Raw genomic sequence first — 15,870 nt, forward strand, 5'->3', positions numbered from 1 at the left:
GCACGGGCGGTCAGCGGGCCCAGCGGCGGCACCGTGGTGGCCCAGGACGGCGATCACCGGATCGGCGGGCCGTCCACCTCCTCCGGGGGCGCACCCGGCCGGGCTACTCGGCCCGAACGGCGATCAGACAGGTGTCGTCGTCGGTGTCGGCGGGGCTGAGCTCCAGCAGCCGGTCGAGGTAGCGCTCCAGATCCGGGCCGGGTGCCCCGGCGGTCCGGATCAGCTGGTCGACGGACTCCTCCACCGGGCGGTCCCGCCGCTCGACCAGGCCGTCGGTGTAGAGCAGCAGGACGTCGCCGGCGGACAGGTGGGCGGTGTACTCCTCGTAGCGGGCGTCGTCCAGGGCGCCGAGCAGCACGCCGTGCGGCAGCGGCAGCACCTCGGCGCCGCGCGGTCCGACCAGGATCGGCGGCAGGTGGCCGGCCCGTGCCCAGCGCAGCCCGCCGCCGGCCGGGTCGACCAGCACGCACACGGCGGTGGCGGTGACCTGCCCCGGTTCGCGCAGCGCCACGGTGTTGGCCCACTCCAGCAGCCGGGCCGGGCCCGCCCCGGTGACGGCCAGGCCGCGCAGGGCGTGGCGCAGCGCGACCATCCCGGTGGCCGCGCCGACGCCGTGCCCGGCGACGTCGCCGACGGCGAGCAGCACGCACTTGTCGGGCAGCGGCAGGACGTCGTACCAGTCGCCGCCGACCCGGTCGCGTTTGGCGGCCGGGCGGTAGCGCACGGCCGCCCGCAGGCCGGTCACCCCGAGCGGGGGCGGGGCGGCGGGCAGGATGGCCTGCTGGAGCCGTAGAGCCAGTTCGGCGCGCTCGGCCGTCTCCTGCTCGCTGTCGGCCAGTCGCGCCCGGGTGGCGCCGAGCGCGACCTCCGCCCAGTGCTGGGCGGACACGTCGAGGAAGGCGCCGCGCACTCCGGTGTGCCGCCCCTCGTCGTCCAGGACCGGCTCGACGATCACCCGGGTGTACCGGTGGCTGCCGTCCGGCTGCGCCAGCCGGAACACCGCCGAGGCGGTCCGGTGACGGCGGCGGACCCCGTCCAGCAGGCGCCGGACCGCCGGGGCGTCGTCGGGGTGGGTGCGCTCCGCGAGCCGGCCCAGCGGTACGGGGTCGGCGTCCGGCGGCAGCCCGTACAGTTCGCGCATCCCCTTCGTCCAGCGGATCCGGCCGTCGTCGCCGCGTTCCTCGAACCCGGCCACCCGGGCGAGCCGCTGGGCCTGGTGCAGCAGGGCGTCCTGCTCGGTCGGCCCGGCCCGCGCCGTCTCGTCCTGCCACTCGACCAGCAGCTTCCCGCCGAGCGGGGCGGCCCCGAGCAGGACGGTGGCGGGGACGGAGAGTTCGCGGTAGCGGAAGACCAGTCGCACGTTCTCACCGCGGACCGGCTCGCCGGTCTCGTGCGCGCGCACCAGCCGTTCGAAGAGGCCGGTGGCGGCCGCGGCCGGGTAGGCCTCCAGCAGCGAGGCGCCCTCCAGCGCGTCCCGGGGGCGTCCCAGCGGATCGCGGAACCGGGCGTTGGCACGCAGCAGCGTGAAGTCCACCACCCGGCCCTTCCGGAGCACGGGCTCCATCAGGAGCGCGGGGGTGACCAGCGCCTCCAGGAGGGCGGCCGGCTCGTCGGGCGGCGGCACGGGGCCGGCGTGGGCGAGCAGGGTGGCGCACAGGTCGGCGATCGCGCCGAGCTGTCGGCGCTGGAACACGTTGAGCGCGGGGCCGGGGGGCCGCCACAGGACCTCCAGCGCGCCCCGTCGGCGTCCGTGGTCGAGCAGCAGGAGGACGGCCCGGGCCGATCGGGCGCTCACCGAAGGGCCCTCGGTCCCCCGGTCCCCCGGCCACAGGTCGGCACCCTCGGCGACCACACGCTGCGCGGGGGTGGGGACTCCCGGGGGGACCCGGCTCCAGGCCTCGACCTCGGCGGCGGGCAGGCCGGCGTGCGCAGCGAGGGCGAGCGCGCCGCCGGGCAGCCGCTGCCAGACGGCGACCGCGTGGGTACCGAGCGACTCCGCCGACTGTTCCAGCACGGTCTCGGCGGCGCGTTGCAGGTCGGTGGCGACGGCGAGCGCGGACGGAACGGGCAGCGGATCGTCCACGGAGCGCGCGGGGGCCGCGGGCCGGGCATCGGGCTCTGCCTCGTGCCCTGCGCCGTGCCTTGCGTCAGGCCCTGCGTCAGGCCCTGCGCCGGGCAGTCCGGCGATGTCGGCGGCCAGGGACGCGACCGGTACGCCCGCCTCGCGGGCCAGCCGGACGAGCCGGACGGCGGCTTCGCCGGGCAGGACGCCGAACCGCTCGGCGAGGATCCCGGTGGCGAGGTCGACGGCCGAACGGCCGCGGGCCTCGGCACGCCCCCGCTCGGCCGCGTGCTGGAGTCGTCGGACGGTCTCGGCCAGGGCCAGGGCCATGGCCGTACGGTCCGGGGGCCGGTGCTCGGCGGTCATGACGCGTTCAGCCAGTGCCGGATCCGGTCGAGCAGGTGGTGCGCGTCGACGGGCTTGGCGATGTGGTCGTCGGCGCCGGCGGCAAGGCTCTTGTCCTGGTCGCCGGGCATGGCCTTGGCGGTGACGGCGATGACCGGCAGGTGTGCGAAGCGTGGGTCGGCGCGGATGGCGGCGATCGCGGCGTAGCCGTCGAGGCCGGGCATCATCACGTCCATCAGGACGAGATCGGTGTCGGGGTGGTCCCGGAGCAGGTCGAGTCCGGCCTGTCCGTCGCCGGCGTGCAGGACGGCGAGACCGCACTGTTCCAGAGCGGCGGCCAGGGCGAAGACGTTGCGGACGTCGTCGTCGACGATCAGGACCCTGCGCCCGGCGAGCGGATCGTCCGCGGGGTGGGCCGGCGGCGCCGCGGCGCGGGGCCGGGCCGGGTGGCGGCCACCGAGCAGGCGGATCACGCGGTCGCGCAGGTCGTCCAGTCCCTGCGCGAGTTCGATGCTCCCGATGGCCGCGTCGGCCTGGCCGCCGTCCTCCCGGTAGCCGAGGACGGGCGTGCCGCCCGGAAGGGCGTCGAGCAGGGCGGGGGCGAGTTCACCGGAGCCCGTCAGGTCGAGGACGACGCAGTGGTGGACGCCTTCCGCCAGGGCGGCCCGCAGCGCCGCCTCGGATCCGGCCTCACTCACCCGCACCGGGTGTTCCGGTGCGCCGAGCGCGTCCACGGCCGAGCGGACGAGCAGGGTGAGCAGGGCCGGCGGGTCCGGTTCGATCACCAGGACCACCCGCTCGTCCTCGGGCGGCTTACGGGCGGGCTTCGGCCCGGTGAGCGGGAGGTAGAGGGTGAACCTGCTGCCCTCGCCCAGGGTGGAACGGACGGTGAGGGTGCCGCCGAGCAGCCGGGCGAGTTCCCGGCTGATGGACAGGCCGAGGCCGGTGCCGCCGAAGCGGCGGCTGGTGGTGCCGTCGGCCTGCTGGAAGGCGGTGAAGATGGTGTCGAGGTGGGCGGCGTCGATACCGATGCCGGTGTCCCCGACGTGGAAGGCCACCGCCGCCTCCGCATCGCCGAGTTCGACGGGCAGGCCGGCTCCTCCGACGCGCTCGATCCGCAGCTCGACCCGGCCGGTGTCGGTGAACTTGACGGCGTTGGAGAGCAGGTTGCGCAACACCTGGCGCAGCCGGGCCTGGTCGGTCAGGAGGTCCTTCGGCACCGCGTCGGCGACGCTGATCTCGAAGCCGAGGCTCTTCTGGTCGGCCAGCGGGCGGAAGGTGGACTCGACGTACTCCAGCAACTCCCGTACGGGGAAGGGCTCGGGAGTCAGTTCCATCTTGCCGGCCTCGACCTTGGAGAGGTCGAGGATGTCGTTGATGAGCTGGAGCAGGTCGGTGCCCGCGGAGTGGATGACGCCCGCGTACTCGACCTGTTGGGGGGTGAGGTTGCCGCCGGAGTTCTGGGCGAGCAGCTGGGCGAGGATGAGCAGGCTGTTCAGCGGGGTGCGCAGTTCGTGGCTCATGTTGGCCAGGAACTCGGACTTGTACGTCGAGCTGAGGATCAACTGCCGGGCGCGTTCCTCCAGTTCCTGCCGGCCCTGTTCGATCTCCAGGTTCTTGGCCTCGATGTCGCGGTTGCGCTGGGCGAGGAGTTCGGCCTTCTCCTCCAACTCCGCGTTGGAGCGGCGCAGTTCCTCCTGTCCGGCCTGCAACTCCGCCGATCTGGCCTGGAGTTCGGCGGTGAGCCGCTGGGACTCGGCGAGCAGTTCGTCGGTACGGGCGTTGGCGAGCAGGGTACCGATGTTGACTCCGCAGGATTCGGTGAACTGTTCCAGGAGATCGAGGTGGACCTGGGTGAAGGGGTGCACGGAGGCGAACTCCAGGACGCCGAGCAGCCATTCCTCCAGCGCGATGGGCAGGATGACGAGCGAGCGGGCGTCGGTGGCCCCGGCGCCGGAGCCGATGACGGCGTAGCCCGGCGGCAGGTCGTCGACGGCGATGATCCGCCGGCTGCGGGCGGCCTGGCCGACCAGCGACTCCCCCAGCCGCAGGCGCCGTGCCGGCAGGGCCCCGGCCGGGCGGCCGTAGGCGCTGATCAGGACGAGTTCGGTGCCGCCGTCGCACTCCTCGGCGAGGAAGAAGGCCCCGTACTGGGCGCCGACCAGGGGCGTCAGCTCGTCGGTGATCATCTCGGCGACGGCCTTGATGTCCCGGCGGCCCTGGACGGCGGTGGAGAAGCGGGCCAGGTTGCTCTTGAGCCAGTCCTGCTGCTGGTTGGCCTGGATCGTCTCGCGCAGCGATCCGACCATGGCGTTGATGTTGTCCTTGAGGTCGGCGACCTCGCCGGAGGCGTCCACGGTGATCGAGCGGGTGAGGTCGCCGGCCGCGACGGCACTGGTGACCTCGGCGATCGCCCGGACCTGCCGGGTGAGGTTGCCGGCCAGCTCGTTGACGTTCTCGGTGAGCCGCTTCCAGGTGCCGGACACTCCCTCGACCTCGGCCTGACCGCCCAACCGCCCTTCGGTACCGACCTCGCGGGCGACCCTGGTCACCTCGGCGGCGAAGGAACCCAGCTGCTCCACCATGGTGTTGACGGTCGTCTTCAGTTCCAGGATCTCCCCGCGCGCGTCCACGTCGATCTTGCGGGTGAGGTCGCCCCGGGCGACGGCCGTGGTCACCTGGGCGATGTTGCGCACCTGACTGGTCAGGTTGTGCGCCATGAAGTTGACGTTCTCGGTGAGGTCCTTCCACGTCCCGGCGACGTTCGGTACCCGGGCCTGGCCGCCCAGGATGCCCTCGGTGCCGACCTCGCGGGCCACCCGCGTCACCTCGTCGGCGAAGACCGACAGGGTGTCCACCATGGTGTTGATCGCGGCCGCGAGCGCCGCGACCTCGCCCTTGGCCTCCACCGTGATCTTCCGGGACAGGTCGCCCCGGGCGACCGCGGTCGCCACGTCGGACATCGAACGGACCTGGCCGGTGAGGTTGGAGGCCATCACATTGACGTTGTCGGTGAGGTCCTTCCAGGTGCCGGAGACGCCCCGTACGGTCGCCTGCCCGCCCAGGTTCCCGGCCGTGCCGACCTCGCGGGCCACCCTGGTCACCTCGTCGGCGAACGCGGACAGCTGGTCCACCATCGTGTTGATGGTCTCCTTGAGCTCCAGAATCTCCCCGCGCGCGTCCACCCGGATCTTCTGGGTCAGGTCCCCCTCGGCGACGGCCGTGGCGACCTGGGCGATGCCGCGCACCTGGGCGGTCAGGTTGCCCGCCATGGAGTTCACCGAGTCGGTGAGGTCCCGCCACGTCCCGGCGACGCCCTGGACCCGGGCCTGACCTCCGAGCCGCCCCTCCGTACCGACCTCGCGGGCCACCCTGGTCACCTCGTCGGCGAACCCGGAGAGCTGGTCCACCATCGTGTTGACGGTGTTCTTGAGCTCCAGGATCTCCCCGCGCGCGTCCACCTCGATCTTCTGGGTGAGGTCGCCCCGGGCCACCGCCGTGGTCACCTGCGCGATGTTGCGCACCTGCCAGGTAAGGTTGCCGGCCATCGCGTTCACCGAGTCGGTGAGATCCGACCACGTCCCCGCCGTACCCGGGACCCGGGCCTGACCGCCGAGCCGCCCCTCCGTGCCGACCTCACGGGCCACCCTGGTCACCTCCGAGGTCACCCGCGCCAGCTGGTCGGCCATGCCGTTGAAGACCGTGGCGATCTCCCCGTGCACACCGGGCACGCCCTCGGTCAGCCGGGTGCGGAAGTCCCCGTCGCGGACGGCGGTCAGCCCCGCGAGCAGCTGCCGCAACGCCTGCTCCGCCGGGTCCACGGGCTGCGCACGGGGTACCGGCTGGTCGTCCATCCGTCCCACCGCCCGGGTCGGCCACGTGCCCGGGGCGCCGTCGGCGCTCCCCGGCCCCGAGGGCGGCGGGTGCCGCCCTGCTCCCACTGTGCCACCGGACGCCGAAGGCTGACACGCGGGAAAGGTGTCCGTCGGCGGGGTCCCCCAGCACACCACCGGCGGGGCCGGCCGGCGCACGCGCCCGGTCTCCGGGTGTGTCCGCCGCTGGACCCACCACCGTCAGAACGGGTGACGGACATGGTGGTCGAGCGGGGAGGGCACCTCCAGCCAGACCTGCTTCCCGCCGGCCTCGGGCGCGCTCCCCCACGCCCCGGCCAGCCGGTCGACCACCCGCAGACCGTGACCACCAGGCTGCCCCGGATCGGTGCGGGGGCGCAGCTTCGGTCGCACCGGGCTGGCGTCCGTGACCTCCACCCGCAGCCTGGCTCCGTCCCAGCTCAGCCGCAGTTCGCGAGGGCCTCCGGGGGCGTGCAGACAGGCGTTGGTGACCAGTTCCGAGATCATCAGCAGCACGTCCTCGGTGACGGCCCGCTGCTCGTCGTCGACAGCGGGCAGCCACCGCCAGGACCGCAGGGCGTCCCGGCCGAAGTCGCGGCTGCGCTGCACCGCGCCCGAGCTGCCGGCGAACGACATCCGCCTGGTCTGCTCGCGGCCCCGTAGCGGGCGCTTCCCGGGACGGTCCATCACTCCCCCTCACGCCGTTCCGTCGAAGGGGCGGCACCGGGCCCCTCCGGCGGGCCCGCTGCCCTCAGCGCCGAGCCGACGTCGGGATGGATCCGCAGCACGCTGTCGGCCCCCGTGATGGCGAACAGCCGCGCCACGATGGGGCGCAGGCCCGCGAGCTCCAGTCGCACCCCGGTCTTCTCCCCTTCGATGTGGGCGCGCAGCAGGAGGTTGAGCCCGGTCGAGTCGCAGAACCGCAGCTCCGCGAGGTCGACCACGATCCGCTCGATGCCGGCCTCCAGCGGGCGGGCCAGTGCGGAGCGCAGTCCGTCCGCCGTGTCGTGGTCCAGTTCCCCCGCCACGGTGACGATCAGAACCGGCCCCTCGCGGTCCACCGCCACGTGGAGGCCGGGCCGGTCCTGTTCCCCCTCGGTCCCGCTGGGATCCTCCGCTGGCCCCGGCATGGCGCACTCCCTGACCGGTCGGGACGGCGGGGCGCCGTCCCGACCATCATGCCGCGCACCACCGGGGGCCGCGCGGACGACCGGAGCCCGCGGGGCTGCCCCGGGCGCGGTCTGGCGCACCACCTGCTCGCCGTCCATGCCGCGCGTCTGCCCGGCCGGATCACGGCTACACACACCCGCGCGAGGACGCGGTGGCGGACACCACGGCGACGCCGAACAGCGACCGCGACGGGACCGCCCGGGCACCCGCCGGGTCCGTGCGCGCCTGCCGTCAGGGGGCGGACGTCGACGCCGGCCGGCCGCTCCTCGGCTCCATGGCCGGGCCCGGCGGGCTGGAGGCGCCGCCCACCCGCAGGGGGCAGTCGGTACCGACCCGTGCGGCCAGCTCGGCCCGGAGCGCGGCCAGTTCGGCCATCCGCCGGTCGATGGTGCGGATCCGCTCCTCGAACAGCGCGGAGAGGGCCTCGGCACTGTCGGGCGCGTCCCGCAGCTCCGCGCCGTGCCGGGCGATCTCGGCCAGGGTCAGACCCAGGCCCTGGGCGACGCGGACGTAGTGGAGCCAGGTGACCGCCTCCGGAGGGAAGTCGCGGTAGCCGTTGGCCAGCCGCTCGCCGTCGAGCAGGCCGACCTTCTCGTAGAAGCGCAGCGTGTCCCTGGACACCCCGGTGCGCCTGGCCAGTTCTCCGATCCGCATGCCCCTCCCGTCGATCGCGTCGACCGCCGGCCACCCGGCTCGTCCGACTTGACCTTGGAGCGTACTCCACGGTTTAGCGTCGGCGGCACCTCAGCAAACCTCCGAAGGAGCCCCGGTGTCCCCGACTTGCCCCGCCTACCTGCGCCTCGTCCGCTCCAGCGGCTGGTACGACCTGATCGTGACGGCCGGCTTCGCCACGCCCTGGACGTACGCGCTGCTGCACCACCTGCTGTCGGCCGCCGGGACCGCCACCGGCCTCGGCGCGATGCCCGCCCTGACGCCGATGCAGACCCTCTACGCCAATCTGATGGGCTCCGTCGTGGTGATCTGGTCGCTGCTGCGGATCCTCCGGCCGCTGCCCCTGCACGGCCTCCTGGACGGGGCCGCGCGCGTCCTGTTCTCGCTGTGGGAGACCTACGCGCTGCTGCATGACGGACCCCGGCTGCTGTCGGTCTTCCTGGTCCTGGAGGTGACGTTCGGGCTCCTCCAGCTGGCCCCCTGGGCCAGGCCCCGCACCGGGCGAGCGGTGGCGACCGGGGCCCGGCACCGATGACCCGGCCCGCCATCGGCGCCTTCCAGGCGGCCACCGCGCCGGCCTGCCTCCCGCACATCCCGGCCTCGTCGCGCGCTGGTCGAAGGAGGACCGCGGCGGTGACCGGCGGCTCCCCCGGGCCTGGTCGTCCTGACCCGGGCCGGCCGAGCCGGACGTGCCGGGGGCTGATTCCTGCCGGGTCCGTGTGGAAGCGCCCGTCCGGGGCAGACGCCGCTCAGGGGCCCACCACCGCCGGCCCCCACCCGTCGGAACCAGGAGAGGAGCCCATCCCATGGGTACCGAGGACAAGCTGCGCAACGCGGCGGAGAAGGCCAAGGGCAAGGCCAAGGAGGTTGCCGGCAAGGCCACCGGCGACCGGGTGGTCGAGGCCGAGGGCCGGGGAACCCAGATCAAGAGCGACCTCAAGCAGGCCGCGGAGAAGGTCAAGGACGCCGGCAAGGACTGACCCCCGTACCCGGCGGGCCCGTCCCGTCGCCAGGAGGGGAAGGCGACCAGGAGGTGAAGGCGATGAGCACCACGAGAGAGCCCGTGCCACCGGATCCGCCGGCGCCGGTCGAGACGCCGGAGGCCCGGATGACCGGCGAGGGCGGTCCGCCACCGGAGCACGAGGAGGACAAGGGGCCGCAGGACGGCCCGGAGTTCGCGGTGACGGAACCGACCCACGAGCCGGGGCAGCGGGCCTGACGCGAACGGGGCCTACCCGCCCGCAGGCTGCTCGGGCGCCGCGCACGGCGGCTGTGCCGGGAGGCCTGCGGGCAGGCCGGCCCGTTCATCAGCGGTGAAGGTCCGGTAGCCGATGATCTGGCAGAGTTCGCTCCGCCACACCTGCGGATCCAGTGTCAGTGGCCCGCCGGCGCCCGAGGAGCGCGCGTAGATGACGGTCCGGCCGTCCCTGGAGACGTCCATGAACTGGTACGAGCTGTCCGTCCGGCCCGGCGGTTTGCCGAACTCGTACGAGTCCTGCGGGACGCGCTCCCCGACCTGGTAGGTCCGCACGGCGTTGTTGGCGGCGAGCAGGAAGTGCCCGTCGCCGTCGAGGAAGGAGGCGACGAACGGGGTCACCAGATCCTCGGCGACGCTCTGCAGCGGGCCGAGTTCCCGGCGGAGCGGGTCGCGGCGCCACAGTTCGACGATCGACCCGCGGCGCATCAGCGCGAAGTAGCGGCCGCTGGGGTCGAACTGGATCGAGAGGACGTCCTCACTGGTCCGCACGGTGTCCGTGACGGTGCCGGTGGTGATGTCGACGATACGGACCTCGGGATCGCCCAGCACGATGACGGCCACCTTGTTCGGCGCCGGGTAGGGGGCGATCACGACCTCCGGCTTGCCGTCCGGCAGCAGGGGCTTCACATCGAACCGCGCGAGTTCCCGGCCGGTGCGCGGTTCCCAGCGCTGCACCACGCTCCCCGAGATGGTCAGGATCTTCCCCTCGGGATCGAAGAAATGGGCGAAGCCCCACTTCCAGGCCTCCCCCGGCGGCAGCGGGGGCTCCACGACGGACGGTTCGGGAACGGGCAGGGGCGGGGGTTCGGCGGCCGTGATCGCGGCGACCTCCCGGAGGGTGGAGACCTCGCGGACGGACACCACGTTCTTCGCCTCCTGGTCGGCGAGCAGCGCGTCGTCCGGGCTGAACCTGACCGGGTCGGCATCCCCCGGCTTCCAGTACGGCTGACGGCGGGTCGCCTCGGCGAGCAGCCGGTCACTGTCACGGGCGGCCGCGGGGCGCAGCTGCAGGCCGGACCCGTCGGAGAGGATGCTGACCGTCCGGGTGCCGTCGCGGGTGAGCCCCTGCTGGCCGACCGACAGGACGTCGGCGGCGGGCGGGAGTTCGGTGTAGATGATCGCCGCTCCGTCCCAGCTGATCTGGTAGAGGTGCCCGGCGGCCTCCACCAGGGAGTTCGTCCCGTAGGTGAGGCTCGGCGCGGGGACGGTGGCGGTCACCTTCCCCTGGTTCAGGTCCACCACCCGGATGGTGTCCATGTGCCCCACAGCCACCCGGGCCCCGGTCGCGTCGACCGCCCGACTGAAGCACATGTTCCCCTGGAACTTCTCGTCCTGCTCGCTGAACGGATGGCCCTGCGGGGCCCCGTCGGAGATCCGGACCAGGCTCACCGTGGAGTTGTCGGCCCCCCGGCGGCACACCACGGCTCCGCTGCGGTCCCCGGAGACTTCGAGGTCGTCCACGCCCGTGACGACGGGGCGGGTGGCTCCGGAGTCCGGGTCGTAGGCCAGCAGGCCGCTGTCGTTCTTCCCCATGCCGGTGCGCCGCAGCAGCAGGGTCCTGTCGTCCGCACCGATCCACAGCGGCCCGTTGTCGCCGCCACCGTCCTTGGGCGCGGGCGTGGTGCGGACCAGGGCGTCGCGGTCGAGGTCCCACCAGACCAGGTGGTCGAGCACCCGGGCGACGATCAGCCTGCCGTCCAGCGACATCGACGGCCCCAGCCCCTTGTCCGTCCCGGTGTCCGCCCCCGGCGCCCCGGGCAGCCGGTGAAGCCCGCCGACCGGCTGGTCGGCGTCGGCGTCGACGGGGAACCACACGGCCTTGCCGTCCTCCTGGAGGTAGCCGGCCCGCCGTCCGTCCGCGGAGACCAGCGGGTACAGCACCTGTCCGACCGAGGGCACCTGGGCGCTGCGGACGGCTCCGGTGGCGGCGTGCACGAAGAGCGTCGCCCGGCCCTCCTGGGAGGTGGCCAGCACCACGTTGCCGTCGCGGCTCGTCACCACGTGGCTGACCGTGCCCAGCAGGCCGGAGAGCACCCGCCCGTCGTCGCTGTGCGCCAGGTACAGGCGCAGCAGCTGGTTGCGGGCCTCCTGGGTGGGCGAGGTCCGGTAGGCCGCCAGTGCCAGCATCACCGCGCGGGCCGGGTCGGTGGCGGTGACGTCCTCCGAGGCCTGCGCCAGGGCACGGGAGGTGGCCAGCGCCTCCCGGTCGCGGCTCTCCTGGCGGGCCGCCACCAGGAGCGTGGTGGAGACCAGGGCGAGTGCGGTGAGGACGGCGACGACGGACACCACGGCCCGCCGGCGGCGGGTCCGGGAGCGGCGGTGGGCCCGGACGGCCGCGAGGTAGGCGTGTTCGGCGGCGCTCAGGTCGGCGCCCCGCTCGTCCACCCAGCGCCGGGTGCTCTCGGGCATGGTGGTCCGGGGTGGCGCCGTCCGCCCGGAGTCCTCCCACTCGGCCAGGTCGTGGCGTACGGACTCCAGCCAGATCAGGAAGGCGCGGTCCTCGGCCGCCCACCGGGCCAGCCGGTCCCAGCTGGTGATCAGTGCCTCGTGCGCGAGTTCCACCGTCTCGTCGCCCTCGGCGTTCCGGCCGGTGACCAACAGCCGGGTGGTGGCGAGCTGTTGGGCGATCCGCCACTCGTCCTCGCCGAGTTCGCCGCGCAGCGCCGTGCGACGGGTAGCGGCCGGGGAGCCCGCCGGGACGCGGATCAGCCGGGTGAACAGCCGGCGGGCCGCCGGTTCGTCCGCGGCCTGGACCTGCTCCGACCAGGCCTGGTCGGCGTGGGCGCTCAACGCGCCCGTGACGCCGCCCAGTTCGCGGTACGCCTGGTAGGTGAGCAGGCCGCCGTGCTGGCGCTGCCACAGCAGGTCGAGGGTGAAGCCGAGCAGGGGCAGGGCGCCCGGTTCGGTGCCGGTGTCCTCCAGGATGCGGTCCACCAGGGCGGGTTCGTAGCGCACGCCGGGGGTCGCGTCGATCGGCGCGGTCACCACCTCGCGCAGCCGCTCGGGGCCCAGCGGTCCGAGTGCGTGGACCCGTCGACTGAGGCGGGGGCCGAGTCGGGGGTGGGCCAGTGCGAGTTCCAGGAAGTCGGCCCGCAGCGTGGTCAGCACCCGGACGGTGCGCGGCAGCGTGTCGTCGAAGAGGACGTCGGCCAGGGCGTCGACAGCGGCCGGGTCGAGGGCCAGCAGTTCCTCGAACTGGTCCACCACGACGAGCAGTCGGTGGCAGTCGCACAGTTCCAGCACCCGGGCCACCACATCGGCCAGACCGCCGTCGGCCAGCCGCTCCGCCAACTCGGCGATCCGGTCCAGGCGTTCGATCTCCGAGGGCTCCGAGGGCTCCGAGGGCTCCGAGGTCGCCGAGGTCGCCGAGGTCGCCGAGGTCGCCGAGGTCGCCGAGGTCGCCGAGGCCTGCGGAAGTCCGGGCTCCAGCAGTGGCAGCAGCCCGGCGGCGAGTGCCGTGAGCGGGCTGCTGCCCGAGGCCGGCCGGACGACCACCGCCTCGGCCCCCGTGGCCCGCAGCAGCGGGACGACCCCGGCCAGGGCCACCGACGACTTCCCGGAGCCGGAGGCGCCGACGATGCTCACCCACTGTTCGGCGAGCAGCGCCGAGGCCAGCTCCGCGCTCTCGGCCCGCCGGCCGTGGAACAGCGCGGCGTCGGCCTCCTGGTACGCCGCCAGGCCCCGGAACGGGGAGGGCGGCAGGGCCAGCTCCCGCAGCTGCGGCCAGGCCCGGAGCAGGCCGGCCGTCGGGATCAGGTAGCTGACCGGGGGCCGGCCCGACTCGGCGACCGCCATCATGCCGACCACGCCGACGAGGTGCTCGTCCCAGGCCGGGCCGCCGCTGAAGCCCCGGGAGACCGGGTAGCCCTGCCCGGCGAGGTCGGCCTGCACCCACCCGTGCGCCTGCTCCGCCCGCAGGACGCCCGAGTGCCACACCCCGCCGGGGCGGCCGGCCGGAAAGCCGAAGGCCCGCACCGGGTGCTCCCACACCTCGTCCGCCTCGATCAGCCGGACCGGTCGGCCGCCGGGCAGCGGGGCGTCCAGCCGGAGGACGGCGACGTCGCCGCCGCCGGACTCCTGGGGCGGCATCCAGTGCTCGACGCTCGCGGTCACACCCCTGCCCTCTCCGGCGGGGGCGGGCTGCAGGGGCAGGTCGACCTCCAGCCGGGCGGAGGCCGCGGGCTCCTCGTCCGGCCGCAGCCCGAGGGCGGCGGACACCACGTGCGCACAGGTCAGCGCCAGCTCTGGGGAGACCAGGAAGCCCAGTCCCACCGGGTCACCGCGCGGGTCGCGCACCCGCAGCACGGCCGAGTTCAGGGCCTTCGGGCCGATGCCCTGGGGCGGCTGCGGAGCCGGCGGCGTCACGCCGTCGGCTCCGCCTGCTCCACCTCTGCCGGTTCCGTCGGTGCGGTCGGTACCGTCGGTGCGGTCGGTTCCGTCGGTGCGATGGGTACCGTCGGCTCCTCCGGCGGGCGGTGCCAGGTGAGCGAGACCTTGAAGTTGGCCTGGGCCGCCGTACTGGAGATGATCACATCGGCCTCGGCGGACAACGACAGCCCGAACTCCAGGTTGAGTTCGTCGGGCGCGTGGGCCATGCCGCGGAAACCGTCGACGAAGCTCTGCGCGACCGGCCGGATCCCGGTCACCATCTCCCCGAGGGAGCGGGTGGCCCGGGCCATCACCTGCCCCGGCCGCGCCACCCGGACCAGGCCGTCCTCGCCGACCGGCGAGACCTCGACTCTGACGACGTTCTGCGCTCCGCCGTCGACATCGACGGGCAACTCCACGTGGTACACGGTGCCTCCCCCTCAGGGCTCCCGGCGGTGCCGTGCCAGAGCTTCTCCTGAAGGTCCCTCGGAGGCTCCCCGCACCGCCCCGCCGGCTACCGTACGCGCCGAACGTACAACAGTGTGCCCATCGGCGCGTACGGAAACACCGAAACCTGGAGGGGGTTGAGGGAGTCAGCGGCCGAGGAGGCGCTCGCCGTCCTGGGCGCGCAGCACCTCGCAGAGTGCGCGCAGGGCGGCCTCGGCCTGGTCGATCCGGGCGTCGGTGATCCCGACGGAGGGCTCGATCCGCAGGGTGGTCACCGCGCTGGCGGTCGGGAAGACCCGTAGCGCGTGGGCGTTGAGGAGGTGCCCGGCGGCGGCGTAGCCGAGGACGCCGGCTCGGGAGAGTTCGCGCAGCACCGGTGACGGGGAGTCGCTCTGGTCGCGCAGTTCCAGGCCGAGCATCAGTCCGCGACCGCGCACGTCCACCACGACGTCCTTGAAGTCGTCGCGCACGCCCGAGAGTTGCTTCAGGATCCGTTCGCCGCGCTCGGCGGCGCGCCGGTACAGGGCGCCGCCGTCCGCCTCCAGCAGGTCGAGGGTGCGGGCGGCGATCAGGGTGGAGAAGGCGTCCTTGGCGAAGGTGGAGCTGTGCAGCAGCTCGAACTCGGGCCGGTGGCGCCCGTGGTGGACCAGCGTCACCGCGGCCTTCGCGATACCGCCGCCGAGGCTCTTGGCGAGCACGTAGTAGTCGCCGCGCAGCCCGATGGCCGAGCTCGCCAGGAAGGTGCCGGTGCGACCCATGCCGCTCTGCACCTCGTCCACCACGATCGGGCAGTCCGCCTCGGCGCAGATCCGCTGCACCTCGCGCGCATACCCGGCGGTGAGCGGCCGGACTCCGCCCTCGCCCTGGACGGGTTCCAGCAACAGGGCGCACAGCCGGGGCAGTTGGTGCTCCACGAGGTCCACGGCGCCGCCGCAGAGCGCGAGGCCGAGCACCGTCCGGCGTTCCTCGGCGATCGCCGCCGCCAGCGCCTCCGGGTCCTCGGCGGGGACGAACCGGCACGGCGCGGCCAGGGCCCGGAACGGCTCCCGGACGGCCGGGTTGTGGGTGAGCTGGACGCTGCCGATCAGCTTGCCGTGGAAGCCCCCGGACAGGGCGAGCAGGACCGGCGGCTCCTCGGCGCGGGCCCGGTTGACGGCGGTGACGGCGGCGGCCAGTGCCTCGAAGTCCCCGCCGTCGGCGAGCCGTTGGGCGGCCGGGCTGAGGGGCGCGCCGTCGCGGGCGGCTCGCCGGGCCCGCTCGATGGACTCGCCGATCCGTTCGAGCAGCGCGGCCGCCTTCAGGCCGCGGTCGAGTTCGGCGTGTTTGACCGCGGCCTCCACCGCCTCGGCCCCGCTGTTGGCGAAGACGGCCAGGTAGGGGCCCGGGTCGCCGGTCTCCCGGCGGAGGATGTCGTTGAGCCGCCGGGCGACGGTCTCGGCGTACGGGTGCAGCGAGAACTGCGCGTGCACCGGCACCTGGGCGGCGAGCAACTCCTGGGCGAGGGAGGTGACTTCGGGGTGGTGGTGGCCGAGGATCGTGGCGCCGAAGCCGCCGACGAGGTCGAGCACGGGGATCTCGCGGCCGTCCTCGCCACGCCGGTAGAGGGTGTCGCCCTCGGCGCGGACGTACTCGACGGCCAGGCCCAGGGTTTCCAGCTGGGCGCGGAGGAACGGTTCGGCCAGACCGGTGGTGGTCAT

Annotated in this window: 11 protein-coding genes; 3 read left to right on the forward strand and 8 right to left on the reverse strand. The window is 74.1% G+C overall.

Annotated elements, in window-relative coordinates:
* Nucleotides 1-103 precede the first annotated feature (103 nt).
* The 5 genes from ACZ3YL_RS04810 to ACZ3YL_RS04830 form a co-directional block, all read right to left on the reverse strand.
* Nucleotides 104-2,428, reverse strand: a complete 2,325-nt coding sequence (locus ACZ3YL_RS04810) for a SpoIIE family protein phosphatase (RefSeq protein WP_465655427.1) — start codon at nt 2,426-2,428, stop codon at nt 104-106.
* Nucleotides 2,425-6,261 (reverse strand): HAMP domain-containing protein, encoded by a 3,837-nt coding sequence (locus tag ACZ3YL_RS04815; protein ID WP_465655429.1) that lies wholly within the window; start codon nt 6,259-6,261, stop codon nt 2,425-2,427. The genes ACZ3YL_RS04810 and ACZ3YL_RS04815 overlap by 4 nt, the downstream gene beginning before the upstream one ends.
* Before the next feature lie 219 nt (nt 6,262-6,480).
* Entirely contained in the window at nt 6,481-6,945 is a 465-nt protein-coding gene (locus ACZ3YL_RS04820; protein ID WP_188304820.1) for an ATP-binding protein, read from the reverse strand.
* Nucleotides 6,945-7,388 (reverse strand): STAS domain-containing protein, encoded by a 444-nt coding sequence (locus ACZ3YL_RS04825; RefSeq protein ID WP_188304821.1) that lies wholly within the window; start codon nt 7,386-7,388, stop codon nt 6,945-6,947. Before ACZ3YL_RS04825 ends, ACZ3YL_RS04820 begins: the two co-directional genes overlap by 1 nt.
* A gap of 271 nt (nt 7,389-7,659) precedes the next feature.
* Nucleotides 7,660-8,082: a MerR family transcriptional regulator gene (locus ACZ3YL_RS04830; RefSeq protein ID WP_188304822.1), complete on the reverse strand. Its 423-nt coding sequence runs from the start codon at nt 8,080-8,082 to the stop codon at nt 7,660-7,662.
* A 115-nt stretch (nt 8,083-8,197) separates the two neighbouring features.
* On the opposite strand from ACZ3YL_RS04830, the gene ACZ3YL_RS04835 reads away from it, so the two are divergent.
* The 3 genes from ACZ3YL_RS04835 (at nt 8,198) to ACZ3YL_RS04845 (ending at nt 9,319) form a co-directional block, all read left to right on the forward strand.
* Complete coding sequence (locus ACZ3YL_RS04835) at nt 8,198-8,635, forward strand: hypothetical protein (RefSeq protein ID WP_465655432.1); 438 nt, start codon at nt 8,198-8,200, stop codon at nt 8,633-8,635.
* Between the two features lie 271 nt (nt 8,636-8,906).
* Nucleotides 8,907-9,080 (forward strand): CsbD family protein, encoded by a 174-nt coding sequence (locus ACZ3YL_RS04840; RefSeq protein ID WP_188304824.1) that lies wholly within the window; start codon nt 8,907-8,909, stop codon nt 9,078-9,080.
* Between the two features lie 62 nt (nt 9,081-9,142).
* Nucleotides 9,143-9,319, forward strand: coding sequence for a hypothetical protein (locus ACZ3YL_RS04845; RefSeq protein WP_465655434.1), 177 nt, complete (start codon nt 9,143-9,145; stop codon nt 9,317-9,319).
* A 12-nt stretch (nt 9,320-9,331) separates the two neighbouring features.
* On the opposite strand, the gene ACZ3YL_RS04850 is transcribed toward ACZ3YL_RS04845, so the two are convergent.
* The 3 genes from ACZ3YL_RS04850 to ACZ3YL_RS04860 form a co-directional block, all read right to left on the reverse strand.
* Nucleotides 9,332-13,723: an nSTAND1 domain-containing NTPase gene (locus ACZ3YL_RS04850; protein ID WP_465655436.1), complete on the reverse strand. Its 4,392-nt coding sequence runs from the start codon at nt 13,721-13,723 to the stop codon at nt 9,332-9,334.
* Complete coding sequence (locus ACZ3YL_RS04855; RefSeq protein WP_317621052.1) at nt 13,720-14,145, reverse strand: CU044_2847 family protein; 426 nt, start codon at nt 14,143-14,145, stop codon at nt 13,720-13,722. The genes ACZ3YL_RS04850 and ACZ3YL_RS04855 overlap by 4 nt, the downstream gene beginning before the upstream one ends.
* Nucleotides 14,146-14,319: 174 nt before the next feature.
* A complete protein-coding gene (locus tag ACZ3YL_RS04860) occupies nt 14,320-15,870 on the reverse strand; it encodes an aspartate aminotransferase family protein (protein ID WP_465655438.1) in 1,551 nt (516 codons plus the stop codon).

The sequence above is a fragment of the Kitasatospora sp. NPDC023176 genome (assembly GCF_055560495.1).

Bases quoted from the DNA above. Each gene is read 5' to 3' on its own strand.
- ACZ3YL_RS04860 (WP_465655438.1), bottom strand. From the start codon at position 15,870: ATGACCACCACCGGTCTGGCCGAACCGTTCCTCCGCGCCCAGCTGGAA.
- ACZ3YL_RS04810 (WP_465655427.1), bottom strand. From the start codon at position 2,428: ATGACCGCCGAGCACCGGCCCCCGGACCGTACGGCCATGGCCCTGGCC.
- ACZ3YL_RS04830 (WP_188304822.1), bottom strand. From the start codon at position 8,082: ATGCGGATCGGAGAACTGGCCAGGCGCACCGGGGTGTCCAGGGACACG.
- ACZ3YL_RS04820 (WP_188304820.1), bottom strand. From the start codon at position 6,945: ATGGACCGTCCCGGGAAGCGCCCGCTACGGGGCCGCGAGCAGACCAGG.
- ACZ3YL_RS04840 (WP_188304824.1), top strand. From the start codon at position 8,907: ATGGGTACCGAGGACAAGCTGCGCAACGCGGCGGAGAAGGCCAAGGGC.
- ACZ3YL_RS04825 (WP_188304821.1), bottom strand. From the start codon at position 7,388: ATGCCGGGGCCAGCGGAGGATCCCAGCGGGACCGAGGGGGAACAGGAC.
- ACZ3YL_RS04845 (WP_465655434.1), top strand. From the start codon at position 9,143: ATGAGCACCACGAGAGAGCCCGTGCCACCGGATCCGCCGGCGCCGGTC.
- ACZ3YL_RS04815 (WP_465655429.1), bottom strand. From the start codon at position 6,261: ATGGACGACCAGCCGGTACCCCGTGCGCAGCCCGTGGACCCGGCGGAG.